Source organism: Methanosarcina sp. UBA5 (assembly GCF_002505485.1).
Lineage (GTDB): Archaea > Halobacteriota > Methanosarcinia > Methanosarcinales > Methanosarcinaceae > Methanosarcina.
Map to the genome: position 1 here is coordinate 979 of NZ_DAVG01000015.1, position 23,419 is coordinate 24,397.

Consider the following 23,419-nt stretch of genomic DNA (forward strand, 5'->3'; position numbering starts at 1 on the left):
CAGTTTATACCGTTTGAATTAAACAATTTTTTTAGCTCTCGTTTTGAGAGTAAATCGCATTGATCGGCCCAGAACTCTTTAACAGTGCCATTAATAGTTTTATATCTTACTTTGAAAAAGACAGAGTTATCGTCAGAAGACTCACTTACTCCACTGAGGATAAAAGGAGTTTTACATACATCTGTACGTATATTCTTAAACTCCGTAGAATTTTTATTCGGAACTAAAACCTCTTTGTAAACTCCGGTATCATCAATGAAATATCCAACCGGGACTGTGTATTCAGACCATGAGCAAATATTATCATTAACGTAATTTGAGGTTTCATCAGGAAATTCAATTTCTGGTTCTTTAGGGTCTTCATATTCCTGCTCAGGGTAATCTTCATCAGAAAGATTAATATCGAGTTTTTCCATTTTATTTTGTTTTTGAATTCGTTTTACTGCCGTTTGAATCCTATTATCATCTCTCAAATCGGGATAGTCTTTGAAAAAGTCGTCTTCTATAAATTTATAATCATTTTTTTCTAAAAATTCTTTAATACTACTGAATAGCTGGTCATAGCTAGTTTTACAAATATTATTATTTTCCTTTCCGATAAAACTTAATGTTGACATAAAATTAACCCCCTTCTCTCTTCTGGCATCGAAGGTGCAACTAATTCATTTAACATCTTTCCACTTCCCACTTGCGTAAAAACTCCCAACTTTCCTGAGCAATATCACCATTAGTTGTTTTATAAAGGATCATAGCCGAACCCTCTGATTTGTACCCCATCTTTGTAAGAGTATCAGATAGGAACGGTACTGAAATCTCAATTCCAGAAGCCTCTATAATTTTCTCAATAACGGAAACAGGTAAATAAAGAAATTTACCATCATTCAAAAAGGGAGTTTGTTTGTTGTCAATTTTAACAAAAGCGTCATCTAGTGTTTTAGAAATATTCCTATCAAAAATAAGCTCTAGTAAAATGTCAATGTTTAAGGCCATCTTACTTTCTAAATCATTGAGAATACCATTATTATAAAGATCCTGATATTCATCAGCGATATAAAGTTCTTCATCATCTGTTACTAACCCAAAAGTCGTCATATTGGGAAATGGTTTAATAATACCTTTTATTTTATTATTTAAACACATATTATCATCTCATATAAGAAAATAAGTAATTAAAGAGGTTATTAAGGAAAACAGAATAATTTGCCGTATCTATGACTATTGATAAAAAAGTAATATACTGACATCAAATGCAAAAAAGATTAAGCTAACTGTTTTTTAGTAGTTTATTGATATGGAAAATAATAAATAGAAAAGAAATGTTCCCAAATCTCTAAAGATTACTTTTCCCTTTCTGCATTTTGGTCGCCCATTATCCTGATTTATGGCTATATCTCAAACGGGTTTTTGTTTGCGTTTAAAAGACTAAGCCACTTGTTGCTCCAGCAGTGCTAAAATTAGGAAGTGAGAACTGGAAACTATAATATTGGAAAAAATCAATCAACAAATAATAGGCAACAAATTTATTTAAAACTCGAGCATTTATGCCCACAATGAAGTCTGATTTGACAAAAATAGAGCATTTATGCCTACATTCGTGTTTATGATCTTGATAGCAGTACCGGAGATACTAACCAATCAAGCACACTGGTCAACAAAAGCAGTGCTCCACCGCATTGTGTTGCTGGTGTCAACTCTTGAATACAGCAAAAATTAATCTGTTTCAAGCTCCATTCATTCACCGTTCCTATATTATTGACTATCGGGGCTTCGGTGAAATCTCTATGGTATCATAGGTTTTATCGTGGGATTATTTCCCAACCCTACAACATTAATAAATTGATTTAAAACTATATATAATTACTCATTCAATAAATAACAAAAATGTCGTCGTGTACAAAATAAAAATAATGATAAAAAGTTATAATATTAATGATTTCTATTGCCAATAAGTCAAATGCCTATTTAAGCTTGTTAGGACAGCATGTTGTTTCCCAGTCTGCAAGTTGAGGAATTATAAAAGAGCAAAGTGAAGAACGCCCTAAACAATATCTAAAATTGATAGAGAATTATTTTATATATTGGCTCTTTAAATCTAATATAAAAACAATAATTAAACGAAAATAGGCTTTAAACCTGTTTATTCATGCCGTTTTGTCTTAGTGGTAAGGCGACGGTCTCGAAAACCGTTTCTTCTTTGGGAGAGCGCAGGTTCAAATCCTGCCCTGGGCGTGAATCTTTAAGTTAAAAGCTTAAAAAAGATTATTTGAGCTTAAATAATGAATTTTCTCTTTTTCGTGTGTGACTCACCAATAATTAGTGGACATTTTCTAAGCAATTCGCATACTAGTATCTGTTTTTTGTGAGCTTCATAGCACTCCGGGAAAAATTGCATGTATTGCTTCCTCTTGCTTAAACACTGATGGGAAAAAATTATTATGACTTCTTTTTTCTTTTATTTTTTCAAAGAGCTGTTTTAAGGTATCCTCATTGCTCTGAGTGAATTTAAATGGAGAATCAAGGAACGGTTCAAAGTAGATAGGCACGTCGTCAAGCCTGTAGAACGTCCCGTCACATTCCATGGCATCAATGACTCCCGGAAGCACAATGTCTGAGATAGACGTAGTTGGACAAGGAACTGTATCCAGGCAGATTAATGGAATTTTTGCAAGGTAAGCTGCACAGTCAGGGGGGATCTGACTCAAAAGATCAGCACACATTACAAAAGCTGCATCCACGTCCTTTTCTCGAAGCAAATCGACGGTTGTGAATTCTCCAGGATTGTAACGTGGGTGTCCACGCATGAAATCAAGCCCGAAGGGGTACCCGTACATGTAGGAGGCAACCTGGTTAAAGCCTGCCGCGTTGCAGTGACTGCGGATAACTCCAATGGTAAATTTGGAATAATTGTTCAGCTCTTTCACAAGGTTCATGGCAATTTCAGTATTTCTGTACTTTCCAATAGATGAAGACAGTCCAACCCCTACCGAGATAGTCCCAAAGTTGCAGTTTTTCATCAAATCAAGCATTTCTTCCATAACAGGAATGGGAACTCCTGTAATCTCTTCTACTGAGGGATGAGGAGTTTTTCCATGTAAAAGCGTCAAGAGTGCGCTTATTAGCTCATAATCGGAGTCCGGTTTAAGCTGCACATGCAGGTCTGAAGCTTTAGCAGTTAGAGTTTTTCTTGGGTCCACAGTAATGATTGTCCTGTCAAAACGCCCGCGTTTTGTCCAGTAACCTCTGGGGAAAACCCCATATCTGGACATCTGCCTGGGCATGGATTCAAGTGGATTTGTTCCCCAGTAGACTATGAGATCTCCCTTGTTTTTCTTCTGCCCTTCAGTTGCACCGACTTTTCCGGCTTCCTGAGTTCCCATCACTGTGGCCCCATTGCCTACTGTATCAACAATTGCACCCAGATATTCCCCGATCATAAGCCCCACTTCATGTGCTTCACAGGATGTTTCGCTGCCTATGTAAATCAGGGGACGCTTCGCCGAAGCCAGGATGTCTGCGGCTATTTGAAGGGCTCCTTCCCAGGAAACCGATCTTAATTTTCCTCCATACTTTAGAAGGGGCTGTCTAAATCTTCGGGGACTTGTAATCTCATTAAATCTGGAAATTCCCATCTTGCATACATTTTTAGCTTCAATCTTTCCGCCCTTGATTTCAATCTGGATATCGTCGCAGGAAGCCCCACAGACAGGACAGACTATATTTTTGAAAAACATAATCAATGTCCTCCAGTATAAAATTTTGATATTGTATATTCAGTACACTTTTTGGAAAAAGTAGATAGTAGCGCTTCGTCTTGCATTTTACTTGCCTCTCAACATTGTTCTGTGCACTGCACAGCAGTTCATTTTCATGCTAATGAACAGTGCACAGCAATTTCACAGCACTGTATCATTTTTATGAACTAGTACTTCAATGTCAACAGGTTTTCAGGAATACGCCTTTTTCCCTGCATCCTGGAAGACGGGTGGGGGAATTCAGGATAGACCATAATTTTTCCAGATCCCAATAGATAAAAACCGTGTTCAAGTTTTTTGCTGTCGTTTACCAGTTAGTAGATTTCCAGATCTACGTTTGTTACCAGTAAACTATTTTCTCGTTTAATTTTAGGCAATATTTATGAATAATTTACATCTAAAAGATGATTTATAACTTAGATATAAACATATCGACTCCCTCTTTTTTGACTTGGGAACTTTCGAACGAAGTAATAATTTTGAACCCATGCAAAACAGTGAAAGTGCCAGAGTTATTCACAAAAAACATTATTTCCTGCCGTTAAGTATTTAATAGAAGAAGGATATTTGAGTATCCTTGTAAAGGGGCTGTGGCCTAGCCCGGCATGGCGATGGGCTCCAGCGGATAAATGATGAACAACGGGTCTACCGAGTCTTTCCCGACGGGGCAGGACAATGAGGAACCGTTGGAGCACTGATAGATGCTCACCAGAAAACTGTATAAGCAGTTGTTCGGAGATACCCGTCGATCGTGAGTTCGAATCTCACCAGCCCCACCTTTTTGATTTAATTTTATTTCTCTATACCACTTTTTTGGCATCTTCTCTATATCCTCTAATCTCTATACTCTCTAAATACCTTTTAACGCTCCTCTCTGTGAATATTCTTTTAGTACCCAGTTGAGGTCAATTCTGGTAGATTCACAGATATAACTTTTTAATACTCAGGAATGTAGAGAGCCGTAAAAAGTAATACTTTCACGTAACTCCCCCAATGGTTAATAACCTGCAAGTCCAATCTTATTCTACCTGCTTAAACCTGCTCAACAGCAAGTGAGGTTCTTATCTTGAGGCGCGAAAAAGAAGAAACAGCTGTCCTTGTCAGAGTCACTCCTGAAAAAAGCAAAAAGGATGGAGACGGGCATGCCGTAGGAGTTATCTGCATCAATAAACATGGAGAACTGCTGAGGCTCTATCCTATGGGATTCAGGTACGGGGAAGGGCTGGTTGATTTCAGGAAGTATGACCTGCTTGAGGTCACGGTTACTAAACCTGAGCACGATGTCAGATGGGAGAGCAGGAAAGCCCTCAGTCATGTTAACCTGGAAAGCCCACTTAAAGAAAGGGAAATAAAAGGGCTTGTCCTGCGGCTTGTAACGTCTATAGAAAGGCTGAATCTCGAAGGAGCGAGTCTTGGAGTGGTAAAGCCGGAAATCCTGGATCTTGAGATAAAGGTGAACAGCACTGAAGCTTATGACCGGCAGCAGTATTTTAATCTCATAGGAGATTTTCTGGAAAAAGGAGAAAAAGCCGCCCGAATGCCTGTCGAGATAAGGTTTTTTTTCAAGTGTGAGGGAGAAGAGGTCTGCAGGGGGCATAAAATAATCCTGCTTGACTGGGAATTCAATGAAACCGTACGGAACATTACAAGGGATGAACAGGAACCGGCAGCTGTAGAAAGGAAAATAGAAGAGCATTTCTCGGACCTCATGAAAGAAAGGGAACTATACTTTATCATGGGGACGCATTTCACGTATGGGACCTGGATGATAACAGGGCTTTTCTGCCCGGAAAAAAACGGCGAGATCCAGAGCAGTCTTTCCGGATTTTAAAAACCATATAAAGAAGAAAAAATTGGTAGAAAAAATGAAGAAAAGATCGATTTAACTTAATTATTAACCTAACTTTATTATAGAATTTCTAATCCTTCAAGCTCTTTTTCCAAAAAGGCTTCCAGCCTGTCCATACCTTCTTTTATATTTTCTATACTGTTGGCATAGGAGAAACGCAGATAGCCTTCGGCCCCGTTTCCAAAATCGATTCCGGGCGTAACTGCAACGCCGGCTTCGTTAAGAATGCGGCGGCTCAGTTCCAGGGAGTCACTGCCGTACCTGCGAGCATCGGCGAGGACATAAAAGGCTCCCATAGGCTCTTTGCGGACTTCAAGGCCCATTTCGATAAGCCTTTTCAACATATACTGGCGGCGTGTGTTATAAGTCTGGACCATCTCGGCGACGTGATCCTGTGGACCTTTCAGGGCCGCGATTCCTGCCTCCTGGACAAAGGAGTTGGCGCAAATGAAAAAGTTCTGGTGGATTTTCTGAATCGCACGGACGCATTCAGTAGGACAGATAATGTAGCCGAGCCTCCAGCCGGTCATTGCATACAGTTTGGAAAAGCCATTAAGGACAAAGGCGTTCTTTGTATATTCCAGGATGGTATGATCTTCACCGCTATAGATTAAACCCTGGTAGATCTCGTCCGAAACAATAGGAATTCCTTTCTCGTCCGCAATCTCGGCAAGGCCCTGCAAGTTTTCTGGAGACATAACATGCCCTCCTGGATTTGAAGGACTATTGATCAGGATAGCTTTAGTATTCGGGCTCAGGCACTGCCTTACCGTTTCCGGTTCAAGGGCAAACCCGTTTGTCTCGCTCGTGTAAACAAAAACAGGAGTTCCACTCAGGTATTTCACAAAATTCGGATAACAGGCATAGTGAGGATTCGACATAATGACTTCATCCATTTTCTCGAGCAGAGCCATAAAAACGATCAAAAGAGCCGGACTCGTGCCGGATGTTACAATAACCTGGTCCGGACTCAGTTCGACTCCGAACTTTTGCTGGTAAGATTCGACTATTGCTTCTCTGAGCGAAAGAAGTCCCTGGCTGTGAGTGTATTTTGTGAATCCCCGACCAATAGAAGCACAGGCAGCTTCACATATGTGGGGAGCCGTAGGAAAATCAGGTTCTCCTACCTCGAGATGGATTATGTGTCTTCCCTCAGCTTCCAGAGCCTGGGCACTTTCCAGCACTTCCATCACATAGAAAGGAGGGATATCTTCAGATTTTTTTGATAAGATGCATTCGGAATTTATTGAAAACATAAAAGACCTTCTAAAAAATTAATTATTGTGAAAGGAGCTGAGGTAAAAGCAAGTAATACCGCTGAAGTTATACCTGAAACTGCGTATGCTTTCAAGATTTAAATATTCTGTGGGAAAAACAGAATCAGAATTGAGAAAATAAAAAGAAAAAGGCCGAACCCTGAGAAGCCCGAAAGAAAAAAAGGCTAGTTCCTGAGAAAATGAAGAGAAAAATTAATTTCTGATATGAAACCAGCTTTATAAGATAGCTTAATTCCTTGGCATGATTTTTTCGAGAATTTTTACATCCGGGCCACTCCAACCCTGGCTTTCAAGTGTTTTCGCAAAATCTCGCTGGGAAACCTGGAACTTTTCTAGATTTTCAGGAATAATATTGAGAAAGTCATAGTCCCCGTATGCCCCTGCAAAGAAGGAAGAAACTGTTTCCTCAAACTTTTCCTCGATTCTCTGCGGGTACCAGAACCCATTCTGTGAGAGCAAAGCAAAGTTCGGGTCAGGAACCGGGATATCATCCGAGTAAATATAAAATCCTATGGAAATCTCTTCCCCGTACTTTGCAAGAACCAGTTTCTTCTCAAATCCGGATTTCTGAAGCTTAAGGAACCATTCGCCCTTTAAAAGATCAGCAACTTCATTGAGAACTCCATGGGCTCTGAGTATCTTTTCTGCCACCTGCTGGATTTCCAGGATAAACTTTTTGCGCTGCTCTTCAGGCATTTCAAGACAGGACATACAGTTTTCACCGAATGGAACCCCAGCATACTGAGCTTCCCCCTCACCGAGTTTTTTCGGTTCTTCGGCCTTTCCTTCTGATTTTTTTCCCGCCCCCCGATGAACATCGGGAACAGTCTGCCATATCTCATTTTCAGGATATTCTACCGTAACTTCGCACCCCCTATATTATAATAACGGAATACTCATAAATATTAGGTGCTGCAAGCCTTTTCACAAACCTTTTCAAAAAACTGCTTGACCGAAAACCTTTTCAAAAAAGGTTTTATCGAAAACCCGAGCAGCGGCGTGATCAAACGGCGCAACGGTTGCGGCCCAACGGTTGCAGCCCAACGGTTGGCTTAGACCAAAAAGGTTACCTGAAGCGTTCGGCTCTTCGAAAGAGATTTTCAGAGGAACGATCCACTTCGTCACAGATGATCCTGTGGGGAACTGAGATTGGAAGAATGGAGCAGGTCTGATTGTCCGTGCCCCGAAGCCCCCAGGTTTCGTCAGTCAGCAGGAAGTAAGAGTTTTCAAGCCTGATACCTTTTGCTTCCAGCGAAGAGAGAACCCGTGGGTCGGACAGGTCTTTCCTTATTTCTTCTGCGACTTTTACCTGCGTGCCCGGACCTCCTTTTTTTATGAGATAAAACCGGTCATTCGAGAGGATTTTATCCATTGTACGGATGATCAGTCTGTAGCAAGTCTTTTTATTCGTGGACTTTTCTTCGACTTTCTTAAGATAAAGAATATTGCGCCCGTTTTGGGCAATATCGGAAAGAATTTCTTCTCTCCGGGAAAAAGACTCCACCTCACAGGTGGGAATATTCAGGAAAAATACTGGAAATTTCTTAGATAAACTGTCTGCAATTGCCTGATTTACCTTTTCGCGTGGAATATACTCAAAATTAATGCTAAGTCCCGGAAATTTCTTTTCGACTTCCTGCCTTTCCCTCTGGAAAGTTTTTACGGCTTCAGTAGAATCATTATAAATGGTAATATCCCGGTCGCCTTTGGAAAAAATCCCGGTAAGGGTTACAGCGAAAGAAAGAGCCTCAAGTTCACAATCAAGGTTACTCTGAGGAGTACCAGGAACCTTTGTTGTAGACTGGTGGATCTGTTCGCCGTTCCGGAGCACTGTACAGCCGATATAAGAGTCCTCACCTTCATTAAAGGAAGAGTCACAGTAAACTTCAAACATGCGTAGTTTCACCTTTTCAGTAGAAGATTCTATTGAACACTGGGCTAAAATCTGTAGCTAAAGATATAAATATTAATGTGGCAAAGTTACATAATATTAATTGCAGCTATTGATAAATATGATATTAAAAATATATTGCGCATAAAATAAAAATAATTAGACCAAAAATAAGCTGGAAAAGAACAGAAATAAAGAAGTAAAAAAGAAGGGAAAACAAAAAGATAAAAAGTAAAAAAACAAGAAAGATAAAAAAGAAAAAATTAAAATTAGATTATGATTGCAGATGTCCTTTCGTCCTTTTCTTCATTGAAGTCAGTGACAAGAGCTTCAGTTGTAAGTACCATTCCTGCAATTGAGGCAGCGTTCTGGAGACCGCTCCTGACTACTTTTGTGGGGTCGAGAACGCCTGCTTCAAATAGGTCTTCAAAGACATCTTTCTTTGCATTGTACCCAAAGAGTTCGCTGGGTTCAGCCCTGATGCTTGCAACGACCTCAGCACCTTCCCTGCCTGCGTTTTCAGCGATCTGGCGTACCGGATCCTCGATAGCTCTCTGGACTATTTTTACGCCTACCTCTCTGTCGCCTTCAAGTTTCAAGGAATCCAGAATGGCAGCTGCACGGAAAAGGCTTATTCCTCCCCCTATAACTACTCCTTCTTCAACTGCAGCTTTTGTTGCATTGAGAGCATCATCAATTCTCATCTTTTTCTCTTTCAGCTCAGTTTCAGTTGCAGCTCCCACCTTGATTACTGCGACCCCGCCTCCTAACTTTGCCTGGCGCTTTTTGAGTTCTGTCTTCCTATAATCCACGTCTGCAATATTAATCTGACCTTCGATGAGTCTGACCCTTTCCTTAATCTTTGCTTTATCGCCCTTGCCTTCTACAATGATGGTCTTGTGGTTGTCAACTGTGACTTTCCTGGCACTTCCTAGCATATAATCATCGAATTCCTCAAGCTTCATGCCCTTGTCTTCGCTAATTACCTGCCCGCCGGTCAGCACGGCAATGTCTTCAAGCATCTCCTTTCTCTCGTTTCCAAATCCGGGCGCCTTGACCGCACAGACCCTCAGTGCTCCGCGAATTATATTCAGGATCAGGGCAGCCTGGGCATCCCCATCGACATCTTCGGCAATAATAAGTAGGGAACGACCTTCAGAGGCAACTTTTTCAAGCACAGGAACGATCTGCTTCATGCTGTTGATTTTCTTGTCTGTGATAAGGATGTAAGGATCCTCAAACTCGCAGACCATCTTCTCGGTATCGGTTGCCATATAAGGAGATACAAAACCCCGGTCGAACTGCATTCCTTCTACAACGTCCAGGGTAGTTTCCATTGTCTTAGAGTCCTCAACAGTGATTACACCGTTGTAGCCGACTCTTTCCATGGCATCGGCGATCAAATTGCCTATCTCTTCATCGTTATTTGCAGAAACTGTAGCTACCTGTACGATTTTCTCCTTACTTTTTACCTCAACGCTCTTGCTCTTGAGATAGCCTACGACCTTTTCTGTTGCAATCTCAATACCTTTCTTGACATCTATCGGGTTTGCTCCGGCACTGACATTTTTCAGGCCTTCCCGGATCATGCTCTGGGCAAGAAGAGTTGCAGTAGTTGTTCCATCTCCGGTATTATCCTGGGTTTTGGAAGCAACTTCTTTGACAAGCTTGGCCCCCATATTTTCGAACTTGTCATGAAGCTCGATCTCCTTTGCAATGGTTACCCCATCATTTGTGACCACAGGTTTTGTACTTTTATCCAGCACAACATAACGTCCCTTTGGCCCGAGAGTGATCTTGACCGTATTTGCAACTTTGTCCACACCGTTTAAGAGTGCCTTTCTTGCGCTCTCGTCAAACATTATCTGCTTTGAAGCCATCTGTATTCACCTGGATTAAATCAAATAGAATCAAATCTTTCCCGAATCAAATTTGAATATACTCTTAAGTTCCATGAATCAAATCTGAACATACTCTTATCTATGTTCTTCAGAATCGGCCTCGTTCAAAATTATTCTTCAGCAATTGTTGCCAGAATATCTTTGAAGTCGACAAAAATGTACTTCTCATCATCGATTTCAATTTCATCTGACTGATATCCCCCATAGATTACATGGTCACCTTTCTTCAGGGGAAGCTCCTTTCCATCTTCAAAAGTCCCTACAGCAATAACAACACCTTCCTTTTTCTCCTGCCGTGCAGACTCCGGGATATAGATCCCGCCTTTTGTAACTTCTTGTTTCTTCTGGTGCTTAAGCAAGACTCGTTCGCCAATAGGTTTGATAATCACTTTATTGTTCCTCCTTATGTGTAAGTGACCCCATGTTAGCTGAACATTAACTGGTAGCTATGAGCCAGTATGGGATTGGTCAATATATTGAGCGCTCGTGCGCCTGACTATCTGCATATAATGCGGAACTCATATTTAAAAATTACTGGGAAAATAAATACGATTCACAAAAAATCGAAATGATATTGACAAAATACAAAGAAATTATATACACGAAATATTGTAAAATATATACTGATGGTTCAACAGATAATCCTCAGATACCTTGAAAAACCGCACATCAAAAGTCTAGAAGACGATCTAATGTGGTTATGCGATAGCTTTGGCTTTTCTTCGGGTAGGGATACAGAAAATACCGCGACCAGGATAGTTTTTAGCTTGCTTGACAAACTCTCAAATGATGAAATAACTTCCTCAGAAGCCCTTGCTGAAGACCTTGAAATAAAAATATCCAGAGTAAACCATCATCTTAGGAACCTAAACGATTCGGGTCTCCTTTACAGAAAAAAACGCCTGGTATATTTGCGCGGGGGAAGCCTGAAAGCCGCGGTAAAAGAAATGCGAAAGGACTCGGAAAGAATTTTCGATGATCTTGAAAGCATAGCTGAAGAAATTGATCTCAGGATCGGGATCAAGAACCGATAAGAAATTAAGATCAGAGTTTAAAAGGGTCTAAGAAGAAAATCAATTAATTTGAATTAGAAAGAATTAAATGACAAATCTTTGAACCGGAAAGAAATTCAAGAATAAACCCATTTATTTCCTAGCTGTGAATAGAGTATCCATAGTCCGATGCCCTGATTATTCTGACACAGAAAAAGCAATAGCAGAGGCTCTGAAACTTCTCGGCGGCCTTGAGAATATAATCCATCCCGGCGACCGCGTACTTCTGAAACCAAATATCCTTGCGGCTGCTTCTCCTGAAAGTGCAGTAACAACTCATCCTTCAGTTGTAACGTCAATGTGCAAGTTCGTGCTTCAGGCCGGAGGAAAACCTGTAGTCGGGGATGGAGCCGGAATCTCAAGGCCAGGAGCCACCTCAAAAGCCCTGAATGTTTCAGGTATAGAAGAAGCCGCCCGAAAGGCCGGAGCAAAGGTAGTAAATTTCGAAACTGCAGGTTTTACCCTGGTAGACGTCCCTGACCCCCTGCAATTCCGCAAACTATACATTGCAAACCCTGTCCTCGAAGCCGATGTAGTAATCTCTCTCCCAAAATTAAAAACTCATGAACTTACCTACTACACAGGTGCGGTCAAGAACTTTTTCGGAACTCTCCCTTTAAGGTGCCGAAAAGAGGCACATCTTCTTGGAAAAAGGGATCTTTTTGGCGAAGCTGTTGCCGATGTGTACTCAATTGTCAGGCCCAGCTTTGCAGTTATGGATGGAGTTTTTGGCATGGAAGGAAATGGGCCTTCTCATGGAAAGCCCGTAAACTCCGAGGTAATTCTGGCAAGCCAGGATTGTGTCTCCTTGGATATTGTTGCTGCGGAAATGATAGGCTTTGACCCACTCAAAATTCCCACGACTGCAGGAGCCATGAAAAAAGGTTTTGGAAATCAGTGTCCTGTTGTGGTCGGAACTCCTTTAAAAGAAGTCAAAACAAAATTCAAACCATCCAGCGGAGGAGTCAGTACAGCTCCTTCCTTTCTTACCCGCAGTCTGGGCAAATACTATAAGATTTATCCCAGGATCAACAGGGAAAAATGCACTCACTGCGGAGCCTGCTATTTAAACTGCTCTCCCCATGCTATTGAACGGCTCGAAGACGGGAGTTTTAAGATCAATGAGAAGAAGTGCATCCTGTGTTATTGCTGTCGTGAACTGTGCCCCAACAATGCAGTAGAAATTAAAAAATCGCTGCTTGCAAGGCTTTTGACAGAAAAGACAACCTGATTGTAAAAATAGGGGGAGACACTTAAAATATGTCCCTCTTATGTTTTTATCATTGTATTTATGTGTTTATCACTTGTATTTATCACTTGTATTTATGTGTTTATCACTTGTATTTGTGTTTCCGCCTCTCCTATTATTACCTTTTCTTTTTCAGTGGTACTTATGTTCCCGCCTTTCTGCTATCGCTTTTTCTCTTTCCAGCTGCTCGAGTCTCTCTTTATCTGTTTCTGTCTTTTCCAACTGTTCTATCCGCTCTTTCTCCTGCTCCGCTATTAATTCTTCTGCTGTTTCAAAGGATTTTTCCCTTTCAGTGCGGGCTGTCCTCTGTGGTTGAGTCTCTCTGGGTATTTCGGCTCTTTCGACCGCTTCTCCCTGCCAGTAAGGCTTGTATCCATAATAGGTATAAGTTCTGGAAAGTTCCTCACGAGTTAAAGGCCAGTGGTCCTTGTCAAAGCCCTCTGCCTTTTCCAGGACATCCTTGGAAATATCAAGTAAGAAGGCGTGTTCATGCAGCCTTAGAGTAAGAGCCTGCCAGGGAATAGCAAACAACTTATCAGCCATGCCCAGAAACCCACCAAAAGAAAGTACAGCATATGCTATTCTACCGTTTTCGAGATCAATCATTAATTCTTCGATTTTCCCAAGGTCTTCTCCTGCTCTATTGATGACTTTATCCTTTTTTATAGTACTTGCTGACAAAAAGTCTGGCATCTCTCTAGCTGTTGTACTTACAGTCCTGGCCTTTGTCTCTCTTTCCATCCGAGCCATCCTTTCGGATTCTCTCCCTGCAGGCATTCCTGTCGAAATTCCAGTTTGTCCTGCCACTCCTGTCTGCCAGTAAGGCTGGTATCCGTAGTAACCATACACAGTGGAAAGCCACTCACGGGAGGTTATAGGCCACTTATCTTTGTCAAAGCCTTCTGCCTTTTCCAAGACATCTTTGGGAACATCAAGGACGAAGGCGTGGTCGTGAACTTTTAATCTAAGAGCCTGCCAGGGAATAGCAAACAGTTTGTCGCCCAGACCCAGAAATCCGCCGAAAGAAAGTACTGCAAACGCTAACCTTCCATCGCGTAAGTCGATCATTAATTCTTCAATCTTTCCAAGGTCCTCTCCGGCTGCATTGACGACCTTATCCCCTTTTAGCGTGCTTGCTGACAAAAAATCTGGATTATTTCGATCTGCCACAGTTCCAACTCCCTAATTTACAGAATATACGTTTAAACGCTTGTGTTCCAGGCACAGTGTCAAACTTCTCCCCCAATCAAGTTTATTCCGGCATCCTATTTGCCAGGAAATTAATGCCTGTATCTGCTATCCGATTAAAGCTCAGAGATTGCCTGGCCGGTTTTCTATTCTCTGTGCCTGCCAGTAAGGCTGGTATCCGTAGTAGCTATACATCGTAGAAAGCCATTCACGGGTAGTTACAGGCCAGTGATCTTTATCAAAACCTTCTGCTTTTTTCAGGACATCCTTGGGAATGTCAAGCAGGATGGCATGATCGTGCAATTTCATTTCAAGAGCCTGCCAGGGAATAGCAAACAGCTTACTGCCCAGGCCCAAAAATCCGCCAAAAGAAAGTGCGGCATATGCTACTCTTCCATCCTCAAGGTCGATCATTAATTCTTCAATCTTCCCAAGATCCTCTCCTGCCCTATTGACGACTTTATCCCCTTTTATCGTGCTTGCTGACAAAAAATCCGGGTTGTCCCTACCTGCCATAGTCCCCGTCCGGGCTATCTTTTCCGATCCGGCCTCTCCCGGCATTCCTGTTTGTCCAGTTACGGCTGTCTGCCAGTAAGGCTGGTACCCGTAGTAAGTATAAGTTCCGGCGAGTTCTTCACGAGTTAGAGGCCAGTTTTCTTTTTCAAAGCCTTCTGCCTTTTCCAGGACATCTTTAGGAATGTCAAGTAAGAAGGCGTGCTCGTGCGGCCTCAGGCTAAGAGTTTGCCAGGGAATAGCAAACAATTTGTCGCCCATACCCAGAAATCCGCCAAAAGACAATACGGCGTATGCTATCCTTCCACTTTGAAGGTCAATCATTAATTCTTCAATCTTCCCGAGTTCTTCTCCTGTCCTATTGACTACCTTATCTCCTTTTATCGTACCTGCTGACAAAAAATCCGGATTATCCCTATCTGCCATAGTTCAACTCCCTCAACCCTAGAAGATGCCCATTTCAAAGCCTGCGCCCCCAGACACAGTTCCAAAGCATCTACTCTAATTAATATTATTTTTTTAATGTTACTTAAAACTACCGGAAACATGAAAAGTATTATTTTATGTTATTAAGTATAAATTTATGAATAAATATTAGAGAGAAAAGATGGTAACAAAAGATTTTTTTGAAAAAACCCTGTTTTATATCCAGGAATATCCCTCTGGCAAATCGCTTAAAACGCCTGAGAAAAAATCTCCTGCGGAAAAATGTATTGCTGAAACTGGCAACTAAAAAAGAGAAATTTAAAGAGAAAATTTTTAATTCATTTAGAGAACCAAACTTTTGCAGCCCTTCAAATATATTTTAATATATTTTATGAGTATTTATTAAAATGCCTACCGATACTGAAAAAAATGAAAAGCCAACAATTAAGATATAACTTTTTCCTTTTTATCTTTTTGAAAGATCTTTTAACCCAGAAAGCCGAAAATAGGTATCAAAAGATTTCTTGAGATAATATTTCTGTAGTCATACCTTTAAAGGTGATAAGATGCTTCATAGCTATATTGATACTGAATACGCTCCGGAAAAATGCTCTCTTTGCAATGGAACCGGACATGCTAATGGCGGAATTTGTGAAGCTTGTTGGGGACAGGGTGATGTACTTGTTGCTCAGCCTGCAATAGTATGTCCTCTCTGTAACGGGTCAGGGAGTCTTGAGAATGGAACTTGCAGGGTATGTGGAGGAAGCGGCTGGGCTCTTCTCTGAAACTATTTCAAGAGATCACGGGGTGACAGGAGAAATTTAGAGGAAATTTCTGAATTTTCAGGGAGCCTACCTTTTTTGCCTTTCCCGAAACTCCGTTTTTCTTTCGTCAGGCAGACAGTCAAAGCAGGTTTCATAGTTTACGGCTTTATATTTACTCCTGCATTTTGGGCAGAGATTCATATTCCTAAGGCTTGCAAAATGACAGCGTTTGCAGAGCACAATTGCGTTTGTCAGAGACTCATGTTCTTTCTCTATTTTTTTAGTTTCTTCTTCAATCAATTCTTTAATCCCGGTTTCTTCTAGCCATTCATGATAAAGCTTTTTGAAATTGCCTTCTCCTGAATCTTCAAGGAGAACTTCAATAAACTGCTCCTCAAGGTCAGTATCATCAGGTTCTATTTTATGCACAGTTAAGGCTTTATGCCAGGCCGGGTGACTTTTGTGACGGTGTTTGCCGGTAGAAATATAATCGAACTTTTGGTACTTCTGCCTGTAAACCTCTCTGAACCTGGTATACGCAGCACTGTAAATCTCAGAGCTAACCTGTGCCGGAGAAAAGGCTCTGGGAATATGAATACACAGGGAGTCGGAAGACCCACACCACTCACAGGTCTTGCCTTTGAGAAACTCGGCCCTTTTTTCTTTCCATTCCTTTGTGTTGCGTTTCATAGAGCCACCTCAAGAGAACTAACTTAAAAATAGACTTTTTACTTAGCTAAGGTAGCAGAAAAACTTTTGGTAAGAGAAAAAGTTTTCCAAAAATGAAGTGTCTGGGACGGACAAATATTTAAAAATTATAAGGCTTTATCTTTCTTCATTGCTGAAACAGATAATATATTTTGTTCCCTGACTCCTTTTAAGTTCTACAAAGCCTCCTATTTGCTCAACAAGAATCTTTACAAGCTGGAGCCCCAGGGAGTCCGTATTTTGAAAGTCGATTTCTTCGGGAATTCCTTTCCCTTTATCGGCTACTGTAAGTATGTAACGGAAATTATTATTTATACAGTCCTCACAATCCGTGCAGTCGTCTCCCTCTGAACAGTCTTTATCCTGACTTGACATACCGTACTTTGCAGCAAGAGTTTCAGTTCTGTAGAAATTTATGCTGATCTCGCCTCCTTTTCCTGCAGGAAAAGCATGTTTAAGGGCATTTGAAACGATCTCATTTACAATAATTCCAAGAGGGATTGCAGTATTCATGTCCAGATAAACCTGTTCAAGGTTCAGTTTGAGGTTTATATTTCGGTTTCCTACATTATAAGAACTGAAAAGATCTGCGGTTAGCTTTCTCAGATAGTCTGAGAAATCGAAGGCATCCATACTTTCACTTTCATGGAGTTCCTCATGGATCATTGCGATGGATGCAACGCGGTTCTGGCTTTCTCTAAAGGCTTCAAGCACCTCTTGGTCTTCGAATTTTTCTGCCTGCAGGCTGAGGAGAGATGAGATTACCTGAAGGTTGTTTTTTATGCGGTGGTGGACCTCTTTTACTCGAATTTTGTCTATTTTTTCCAGAGCTGCCTCAGCCATTTTACGTTCAGTGATATCATAAACCAGCCCCTGGAATTTTCCTGAACTTTTGGAGTCGCCCGAGATTTTCTGGATAATCTCACGGACCCATTTTATTTCCCCGTCTTTTTTCTGTATCCGATATTCGCTTTCAACGATGAAATTCAGGTTTAGCTTTAATTTTTCCCTTTTTTTAAAAAGAACTGGGCAATCTTCAGGTATGATTATTTCCTGCCATTCAAATTTTCCAGAGAGGAAATCCTGCTTTGGATAACCTGTCATTTCCTCAACAGGACCGTGTAGAAATATCAATTTAAAATCCTTATTAAGCTGGAATCCGATTCCCTGTAGATTTTGCATATAAGAATTATAACTGTCTGGATAATTTTCTGGATAGTCTTTTTCCTCAGCACTTCGATGTGCAGTCAGGTATCTCTTGCCTATCATCCTGCAAATATGATTGTATTCTTCCCCAAAGAAAACGGCTTTCTGCCTGAAATCTTCTTCTCGGTATTTAAGCTCCCTGAAGAGCAGACTGCAAGGCTCTTCGAATCCGATATCTACGATCGCTTTATAAATCAGATAAATAGACAATAATTTGAAGAAAAGACTTGTAATGCCCATAGCCTCACCCATCTGGCTGTGGAACGTAAAAGATAATGCCACAACGCCTGTAAGAACCAGGGAGATTGAGAGTAAACTGAAAACTTTTTCTTCGAATTTATCCCTGACAATATACAGGAGAAAAAGTGAGCAGAGAAGCATGAAAGAAATAAGGTATCCACTCGCTACCTTGAATTGAGTAAATCCTGAACCCCTAAAATAAAAATCCGGGAAATTTTGGGAAAAAAAGATTGAAATCAGGCAGGTAACACTAATAACTGCATATACAAGAAATGTCTTCCAGGCAAAAATTGAGCTTTCAAGGGTTTTGACCTTTTTCTCCTGGCTCTCTCCAGTGCGTATCAAAAATAGCGAAGCCACTAGAAAAGAAGTGCTTTCTAAGAACCTTGCAGCGATCCATAATTGAGCAGTCAGATTTGCATCAAACCCCGGAAACATCCTCATGCCGTGGAATTCAAGTGCACTCAGAAAGTCGAAACTCCCGACGAAAAAGTAGCCGACTCCCAATATCAGAAGGTATCGGTTCTCCAGGCGGCTTCTCGACTTCCATACAATGAGGAATATTACGTATGCAAAGTAGGCGCTGAACAGTTCTATTACTATATGGAAGAGGAGGTAATTGTTAAGACTAATTAGATACAGCAAAATGATTATGGTTATCCAGATAATTAATTCGTAGAAGTCTACTTTTAGTGCGTTTTCCCTAACATCTGATATGTTCAATTACCCCCTTGCACCTAACGCCTCAAGAATTCATGAGCTTCATATAAAACTGAATGTTTTTTGTATTTACAAAGTGGTTTTAACATCGAATTATATTGAATTAATGCAATTTTAGACCTGAATAACCTGCAAAATGATGGAGTCGGAAGAGTAAAAAGCATTGCAGAAAAGAGGAATAAGAAGAAGCCCGGAGGCGTTAGATCCCATTTACCGTATCCCCTAACACAGCAGCGCAGACGATATGCTTTCCCAAGTATACCGATCCGAGCAAGATTATTGATAACCTCCAGACAATTCTTTACTTGTTGATATCCAACTCACTTCCCAACTCCAGAATATACTAAGGACATAAATTATTTTAAATTAATTATTCAAAAAATTACTTACAAACAAAAAATAATTTAGCGTAAAAAGTTTGAAGGCCCTGATAAAATTTATTATTATATGTAGTCAATGCAACTAAAAAATAAATACTAGATTAATGTAGCTAGAGAACTATATAAACATCTTTAAATTTTTACTTTTTCCTGGTGTTTATTTTGAAAAAGGAATAATTATATAAATTTTAAAATTAAATTTTATACTCTATACATTTAAGGATTTAAACATAGATACTATATTAAGATGTCTTATCTTATTAATTAATCCAGTTTGATAGGGGTTGAGGGACAAATGGCACTTTTTAAAGACCGGGTAGATGCCGGGAAAAAGCTTGCAAAAGAACTTTCAAAATACGCAAATCGTTCAGATGTATTAATACTTGCACTCCCGCGTGGTGGGGTTCCTGTGGCATTTGAAGTTGCAAAGGAACTTAATGTAAAAATGGATGTGTTTATAGTACGGAAACTGGGAGTGCCCGGAAATGAAGAGCTAGCAATGGGAGCGATCTCTTCTGACAATATCCGTGTGTTGAATGAAGACGTTGTCAGGTCTTTTCAGATACCTGAACGGGTAATTAATATGGTAGCTGAGAATGAGCTAAAGGAACTTGAACGCAGGGAACGCACTTACCGTAGAGATAAGCCCAAGCCTGAGGTCAGCGGCTCGACTGTGATTTTAATAGATGACGGGCTTGCTACAGGTGCGACAATGCGTGCAGCTGCAGCTGCCCTTAAAACTAAAAACCCGGCTAAAATAGTGGTTGCAGTGCCCACGGGTGCACCTGACACATGTGAGCTTTTCAGGAGGGAAGTAGACGAAGTAATATGTGTAGCTACTCCTGAACCTTTCTATGGGGTCGGAGCCTGGTATGGGAATTTCAGTCAAACCACCGATGAAGAGGTCTGCGAACTTCTGGATAAGGCAAGGGCCCTTCCGGCAAGATAATAACACTATCTAACATTTTCCAAATGCAGATCTGCAATTATTAAGATCTGCAATTAATAGTAAAACCTTTTGGGGGGGTTGGCATAAACGAGCTATCAAGTAAAAGTAAAAACAGTAGTGAAATCCAAATCCCAATTAATTCTATCACACTTGAAGGAAATCTCACAATTCCTGAAGGAGCAAAAGGAATTGTTGTTTTTGCACACGGCAGCGGGAGCAGTCGTTTTAGCTCTCGGAATCGGTATGTTGCGCAGGAACTTCAGAAAGAAGGCCTTGGAACACTGTTATTTGATTTGTTGACAGCTGAAGAAGAGAGAATTGATATGATAACTGCTCACCTCAGGTTTGATATTGATTTGCTTGCACACCGGCTTGTTGACGTAACAACCTGGCTTTTAAGCAATCCTGAGACTAAAAATCTCAATATAGGTTACTTTGGTGCAAGTACGGGAGCTGCAGCCGCACTTATAGTTGCAAAAGAGCATTCGCACGTTATAAAGGCAGTAGTTTCCAGAGGAGGAAGGCCAGATCTGGCGGAAAAAGCCCTGCCGGATGTAAAGGCACCAACATTGCTGATTGTAGGTGGGGAGGATTTTCAAGTAATAAAGATGAATCAATGGGCATTAGACCGATTGACGGTAGAACAAAAAGAACTGAAGATCGTTCCCGGAGCAACCCATCTTTTTGAAGAACCGGGCACGCTAGAAGAAGTCGCAAATCTAGCTGGAGAATGGTTTAAAAAATATCTTCTGGAAGAGAAATAAAAAACTACTAACAGACTGTTAAATTATAGTTCTATGACAAAGATTAGTTCTACAACAAAAAGGTCAATAATATAAACAAGCCAATGGATATTATAAACGTGAATAGTATATACAAAGATGTGTCCATATTCAGAAGATGAGATTGGAAATTGTGGCTTATTCTGAGAAATGAATCCTTAAAAAGATCATAACAAAGGCAAATGAAGGAGCTGAAGTAGGGTTTTCCTCGTACCCTACCGTAGATCCTTGACGGAGATTTTATGTTGTTTTAGATTTTTTTGCCATTTTTGGATTTTGCCATTTTTCTTTCTTGTATTCCATATTTACAGGTTTACTGAGATACTGTATCATCGTCTGGAAATCCACTTTAGCTTCACGTTTGCCAATAATATCTTTTTGAGATCTTTAACTCTTACATGTCGGATTAAGAATGGGGTTCATAATAGACATCCAGATTTTAGAGGCTATCCAGGCGATACACCTGATTATATAACGGAGATATAACACCAGTGTACCTCTAGCTGCAGATGTATATTTGTAAATTAGGAACACGGATTCTTACTACCTTATATCTATTATATATATCTTTCCCTTGAGAACCTATGACAAAATTAGACATATAAAGCCTGATATTGTGGAGCTAAAAAAACTAAATGATTTATAGTTATCGGTTTTTAGCTTTGATCTTGTTTCAAAATTCCTATTATTCAAGTTTCATACCAAAAACAGATGCCATATTTATATTGATCTTTAACTTTTCTACTCCAAAATATTGGTTTAGAAGGATTGGAGGTAGTTTTGAAATAAGCTAAGCAGATCAGTAAATATTAATTTGAACAATTTTATTTTTTATTTCCTGGAGTTGTTGAACCAGATCTTGAATTCTGTTCCCGTGCCCTTTCTAAGTTCAATAGAGCCATCCATCCCATCTGTTCCACAAGAATATCTGTTCGCTGGAGCCCCAGGAAATCAGTATTTCTAAAGCCGATTTCTTTGGGAATTAACCTACCATTATCGTCTATAGTCAGGATTGTTTGTAACGTATGTCTCGCTTACATACTTCTCGCTCGTATTATTCTCCACGCTTTTTTTGCAGGATTTTTTTCAGGCTTTTTCGGTTACTTACTTTCTCCATGATTCTTTATACTATGTGGAGCTTTTGTTCAATTTAGATTACTCACCGAACACAAAAATTATTTATACTACTACTAGGTAATAGGTTACCATATTCCTTTAAAATGGGGAAATAAAACATAGGGTGTAGGAGATTCAGGGAACCAATTTGAGTTTTGGAATGAGATCTTTGTATAAGTAACCCAATCCTATCAGATTTCAAGCAGAGCTTGATAATTTATGAAGGTTTAGAAGTCCAAAATTCATGAGTCTTCATACAATTGGTATGATCCCTCCAGGAATTGCGTCCTGAAAATAAAAAGCACAAGAGAATATACTTCTCAATGTACTTTTACAGAAGTGAAAAATAGATGTTTGTTAAACGAAACAAAATTGTAGAACAGATCTGTGAAATCCCGGTTACACTTGGAGACATCTCCGAGAGCATTTTGGGGGGTATAAGCACACAAAACGGTCTGCTTCACAGGCTTGCCCTTCCTGAGGAGGGCGGTTCCGACTCGTATTACCTTTGTGAAGGCCTCTGCAGGCCTGTATTTCTAGAACCTGAACTTGTTTATCCGTATGTATCAGGAGCCTTTTCCGAGAAATTTGCATTTCGCCCTTCACCGTATTGTTTCATGCTGCCTTATGAATTGTCCGCTACGGAAAAAAAGAATGAATACAATGTAATTCCACCCGAAGAACTCAAGACAAGATTCCCTATGGCTTACGGGAGAATTCTGGAATTCAAAAGAAAGTTCCTCCACGATACCTCTCCCCTTAAGTCTGCAGACTATAACATAAAAGGCAGAAAATTTCTGGAATACTTTAATACTCCTAAGATTATTGCTACTGAAGGCTATCATCTGCAGGCTGCATATGATGCTGCAGGAAATCATGTATTTGAGAACGGATGCGGCATTGTCCTCAAGGATCCAAGCAGGTATGCCTATGTTACTGCAGTGCTTAACAGTTCGATTGCCAGGCTCTTTCCTTCAGTCTGTAAATCTAAAATGACGTACTCGAGCTACACAGCTCCTGCAGTGATGAAACGTTTCCCAATCGTGTTTCCTGATAACAGGCTAACCGAAGATCTCATAGAGACTGTTTCCAGTTATCTTGCGTTCCTTAACAGGGAAAAGTATGCAAGGGATTACGGAGTTCCAGACTGGCTTCGGGAACTTACAGCTTTCTACGAGCAGATTTCGAACCTTCTGATTCTGGATACTTACTTCATAAACGACCTTGATCCAGGGCTCCTGAATGCCCTTGAAGAAAATATCCACCCCTACGCAGGAGATATGGATTCCGAAGATAGTAATGATATTCTGAGCACACTGTATTATATAAAGCATCAGATTCTTGAGGCTTCAGGTTCTCAAAAATACAAATTTAATCTGGGACTTTCTGAAATTCTCAATTTCTCTCAGAGCAGTGGGGAATTCTAAGAATCCCTTTTAAATTTTTATCTCAAAGA

20 protein-coding genes and 1 tRNA gene are annotated in these 23,419 nt (G+C 40.4%); 9 read left to right on the plus strand and 12 right to left on the minus strand.

What is annotated here, in order from left to right; translation table 11 throughout:
- From BP621_RS01220 to BP621_RS01230, 3 genes are all read right to left on the minus strand, one after another.
- Positions 1-617: hypothetical protein (locus BP621_RS01220; RefSeq protein ID WP_292387481.1), on the minus strand; the 617-nt coding region annotated here is incomplete at its 3' end.
- A 49-nt stretch (positions 618-666) separates the two neighbouring features.
- Entirely contained in the window at positions 667-1,140 is a 474-nt protein-coding gene (locus tag BP621_RS01225) for a hypothetical protein (protein WP_292387483.1), read from the minus strand.
- 1,226 nt (positions 1,141-2,366) lie between these two features.
- Positions 2,367-3,731 carry a formylmethanofuran dehydrogenase subunit B gene (locus BP621_RS01230; RefSeq protein ID WP_292387484.1) on the minus strand — a complete coding sequence of 455 codons (1,365 nt, stop codon included), beginning with the start codon at positions 3,729-3,731 and terminating at the stop codon, positions 2,367-2,369.
- Positions 3,732-4,336: 605 nt separating this feature from the next.
- Here BP621_RS01230 and BP621_RS01235 point away from each other — a divergent pair.
- Both BP621_RS01235 and BP621_RS01240 read left to right on the plus strand, forming a co-directional pair.
- Positions 4,337-4,528: transfer RNA gene (locus tag BP621_RS01235), tRNA-Trp, on the plus strand.
- Positions 4,529-4,818: 290 nt separating this feature from the next.
- The gene (locus tag BP621_RS01240; protein WP_292387486.1) at positions 4,819-5,583 is read left to right on the plus strand and encodes a hypothetical protein; all 765 of its coding nucleotides are present in this window, start codon (positions 4,819-4,821) and stop codon (positions 5,581-5,583) included.
- Positions 5,584-5,660: 77 nt separating this feature from the next.
- Here the strand turns inward: BP621_RS01240 and BP621_RS01245 are convergent, their stop codons facing one another.
- The 5 genes from BP621_RS01245 to groES form a co-directional block, all read right to left on the minus strand.
- Entirely contained in the window at positions 5,661-6,857 is a 1,197-nt protein-coding gene (locus tag BP621_RS01245; RefSeq protein WP_292387488.1) for a pyridoxal phosphate-dependent aminotransferase, read from the minus strand.
- Between the two features lie 249 nt (positions 6,858-7,106).
- Positions 7,107-7,589 carry a hypothetical protein gene (locus tag BP621_RS01250; RefSeq protein ID WP_292387491.1) on the minus strand — a complete coding sequence of 161 codons (483 nt, stop codon included), beginning with the start codon at positions 7,587-7,589 and terminating at the stop codon, positions 7,107-7,109.
- Positions 7,590-7,944: 355 nt separating this feature from the next.
- On the minus strand, positions 7,945-8,772 hold the full coding sequence (locus BP621_RS01255) for a hypothetical protein (protein ID WP_292387493.1): 828 nt from the start codon (positions 8,770-8,772) through the stop codon (positions 7,945-7,947).
- A gap of 266 nt (positions 8,773-9,038) precedes the next feature.
- The gene (groL, locus tag BP621_RS01260) at positions 9,039-10,649 is read right to left on the minus strand and encodes a chaperonin GroEL (RefSeq protein WP_292387495.1); all 1,611 of its coding nucleotides are present in this window, start codon (positions 10,647-10,649) and stop codon (positions 9,039-9,041) included.
- 131 nt (positions 10,650-10,780) lie between these two features.
- On the minus strand, positions 10,781-11,059 hold the full coding sequence (gene groES / locus BP621_RS01265) for a co-chaperone GroES (RefSeq protein ID WP_292387496.1): 279 nt from the start codon (positions 11,057-11,059) through the stop codon (positions 10,781-10,783).
- A 237-nt stretch (positions 11,060-11,296) separates the two neighbouring features.
- On the opposite strand from groES, the gene BP621_RS01270 reads away from it, so the two are divergent.
- Both BP621_RS01270 and BP621_RS01275 read left to right on the plus strand, forming a co-directional pair.
- On the plus strand, positions 11,297-11,704 hold the full coding sequence (locus BP621_RS01270; RefSeq protein WP_292387498.1) for a helix-turn-helix domain-containing protein: 408 nt from the start codon (positions 11,297-11,299) through the stop codon (positions 11,702-11,704).
- Positions 11,705-11,828: 124 nt separating this feature from the next.
- Positions 11,829-12,953 carry a DUF362 domain-containing protein gene (locus tag BP621_RS01275; RefSeq protein ID WP_292387500.1) on the plus strand — a complete coding sequence of 375 codons (1,125 nt, stop codon included), beginning with the start codon at positions 11,829-11,831 and terminating at the stop codon, positions 12,951-12,953.
- 150 nt (positions 12,954-13,103) lie between these two features.
- On the opposite strand, the gene BP621_RS01280 is transcribed toward BP621_RS01275, so the two are convergent.
- Together BP621_RS01280 and BP621_RS01285 are read right to left on the minus strand one after the other, a co-directional pair.
- The gene (locus BP621_RS01280; protein ID WP_292387501.1) at positions 13,104-14,141 is read right to left on the minus strand and encodes a PRC-barrel domain-containing protein; all 1,038 of its coding nucleotides are present in this window, start codon (positions 14,139-14,141) and stop codon (positions 13,104-13,106) included.
- 141 nt (positions 14,142-14,282) lie between these two features.
- The gene (locus tag BP621_RS01285) at positions 14,283-15,098 is read right to left on the minus strand and encodes a PRC-barrel domain-containing protein (protein WP_292387503.1); all 816 of its coding nucleotides are present in this window, start codon (positions 15,096-15,098) and stop codon (positions 14,283-14,285) included.
- Positions 15,099-15,279: 181 nt separating this feature from the next.
- Between BP621_RS01285 and BP621_RS01290 the strand changes: the two genes are divergently transcribed.
- A complete protein-coding gene (locus BP621_RS01290) occupies positions 15,280-15,405 on the plus strand; it encodes a hypothetical protein (protein ID WP_292387504.1) in 126 nt (41 codons plus the stop codon).
- Positions 15,406-15,664: 259 nt separating this feature from the next.
- A complete protein-coding gene (locus BP621_RS01295; protein ID WP_292387506.1) occupies positions 15,665-15,883 on the plus strand; it encodes a transcriptional regulator in 219 nt (72 codons plus the stop codon).
- 66 nt (positions 15,884-15,949) lie between these two features.
- Here the strand turns inward: BP621_RS01295 and BP621_RS01300 are convergent, their stop codons facing one another.
- Together BP621_RS01300 and BP621_RS01305 are read right to left on the minus strand one after the other, a co-directional pair.
- Positions 15,950-16,552, minus strand: coding sequence for a hypothetical protein (locus tag BP621_RS01300; RefSeq protein ID WP_292387510.1), 603 nt, complete (start codon positions 16,550-16,552; stop codon positions 15,950-15,952).
- Between the two features lie 135 nt (positions 16,553-16,687).
- Complete coding sequence (locus BP621_RS01305) at positions 16,688-18,739, minus strand: MASE3 domain-containing protein (protein ID WP_292387512.1); 2,052 nt, start codon at positions 18,737-18,739, stop codon at positions 16,688-16,690.
- A gap of 672 nt (positions 18,740-19,411) precedes the next feature.
- On the opposite strand from BP621_RS01305, the gene BP621_RS01310 reads away from it, so the two are divergent.
- The 3 genes from BP621_RS01310 to BP621_RS01320 all read left to right on the plus strand — a co-directional run bounded on the left by BP621_RS01310 (position 19,412) and on the right by BP621_RS01320 (position 23,390).
- Entirely contained in the window at positions 19,412-20,065 is a 654-nt protein-coding gene (locus tag BP621_RS01310; protein ID WP_292387513.1) for a phosphoribosyltransferase, read from the plus strand.
- Between the two features lie 143 nt (positions 20,066-20,208).
- Positions 20,209-20,829: a dienelactone hydrolase family protein gene (locus BP621_RS01315; RefSeq protein ID WP_292387517.1), complete on the plus strand. Its 621-nt coding sequence runs from the start codon at positions 20,209-20,211 to the stop codon at positions 20,827-20,829.
- Positions 20,830-22,313: 1,484 nt separating this feature from the next.
- Positions 22,314-23,390: a hypothetical protein gene (locus tag BP621_RS01320; RefSeq protein ID WP_292387515.1), complete on the plus strand. Its 1,077-nt coding sequence runs from the start codon at positions 22,314-22,316 to the stop codon at positions 23,388-23,390.
- Positions 23,391-23,419 lie beyond the last annotated feature (29 nt).

Excerpts from the sequence above, each read along its gene's own strand:
- BP621_RS01270 (WP_292387498.1), top strand. The coding sequence starts at position 11,297 with ATGGTTCAACAGATAATCCTCAGATACCTTGAAAAACCGCACATCAAA.
- BP621_RS01310 (WP_292387513.1), top strand. The coding sequence starts at position 19,412 with ATGGCACTTTTTAAAGACCGGGTAGATGCCGGGAAAAAGCTTGCAAAA.
- BP621_RS01225 (WP_292387483.1), bottom strand. The coding sequence starts at position 1,140 with ATGTGTTTAAATAATAAAATAAAAGGTATTATTAAACCATTTCCCAAT.
- BP621_RS01285 (WP_292387503.1), bottom strand. The coding sequence starts at position 15,098 with ATGGCAGATAGGGATAATCCGGATTTTTTGTCAGCAGGTACGATAAAA.
- BP621_RS01295 (WP_292387506.1), top strand. The coding sequence starts at position 15,665 with ATGCTTCATAGCTATATTGATACTGAATACGCTCCGGAAAAATGCTCT.
- BP621_RS01290 (WP_292387504.1), top strand. The coding sequence starts at position 15,280 with ATGGTAACAAAAGATTTTTTTGAAAAAACCCTGTTTTATATCCAGGAA.
- groL (WP_292387495.1), bottom strand. The coding sequence starts at position 10,649 with ATGGCTTCAAAGCAGATAATGTTTGACGAGAGCGCAAGAAAGGCACTC.
- BP621_RS01320 (WP_292387515.1), top strand. The coding sequence starts at position 22,314 with ATGTTTGTTAAACGAAACAAAATTGTAGAACAGATCTGTGAAATCCCG.
- BP621_RS01245 (WP_292387488.1), bottom strand. The coding sequence starts at position 6,857 with ATGTTTTCAATAAATTCCGAATGCATCTTATCAAAAAAATCTGAAGAT.
- BP621_RS01250 (WP_292387491.1), bottom strand. The coding sequence starts at position 7,589 with ATGTCCTGTCTTGAAATGCCTGAAGAGCAGCGCAAAAAGTTTATCCTG.
- BP621_RS01255 (WP_292387493.1), bottom strand. The coding sequence starts at position 8,772 with ATGTTTGAAGTTTACTGTGACTCTTCCTTTAATGAAGGTGAGGACTCT.
- BP621_RS01230 (WP_292387484.1), bottom strand. The coding sequence starts at position 3,731 with ATGTTTTTCAAAAATATAGTCTGTCCTGTCTGTGGGGCTTCCTGCGAC.
- BP621_RS01300 (WP_292387510.1), bottom strand. The coding sequence starts at position 16,552 with ATGAAACGCAACACAAAGGAATGGAAAGAAAAAAGGGCCGAGTTTCTC.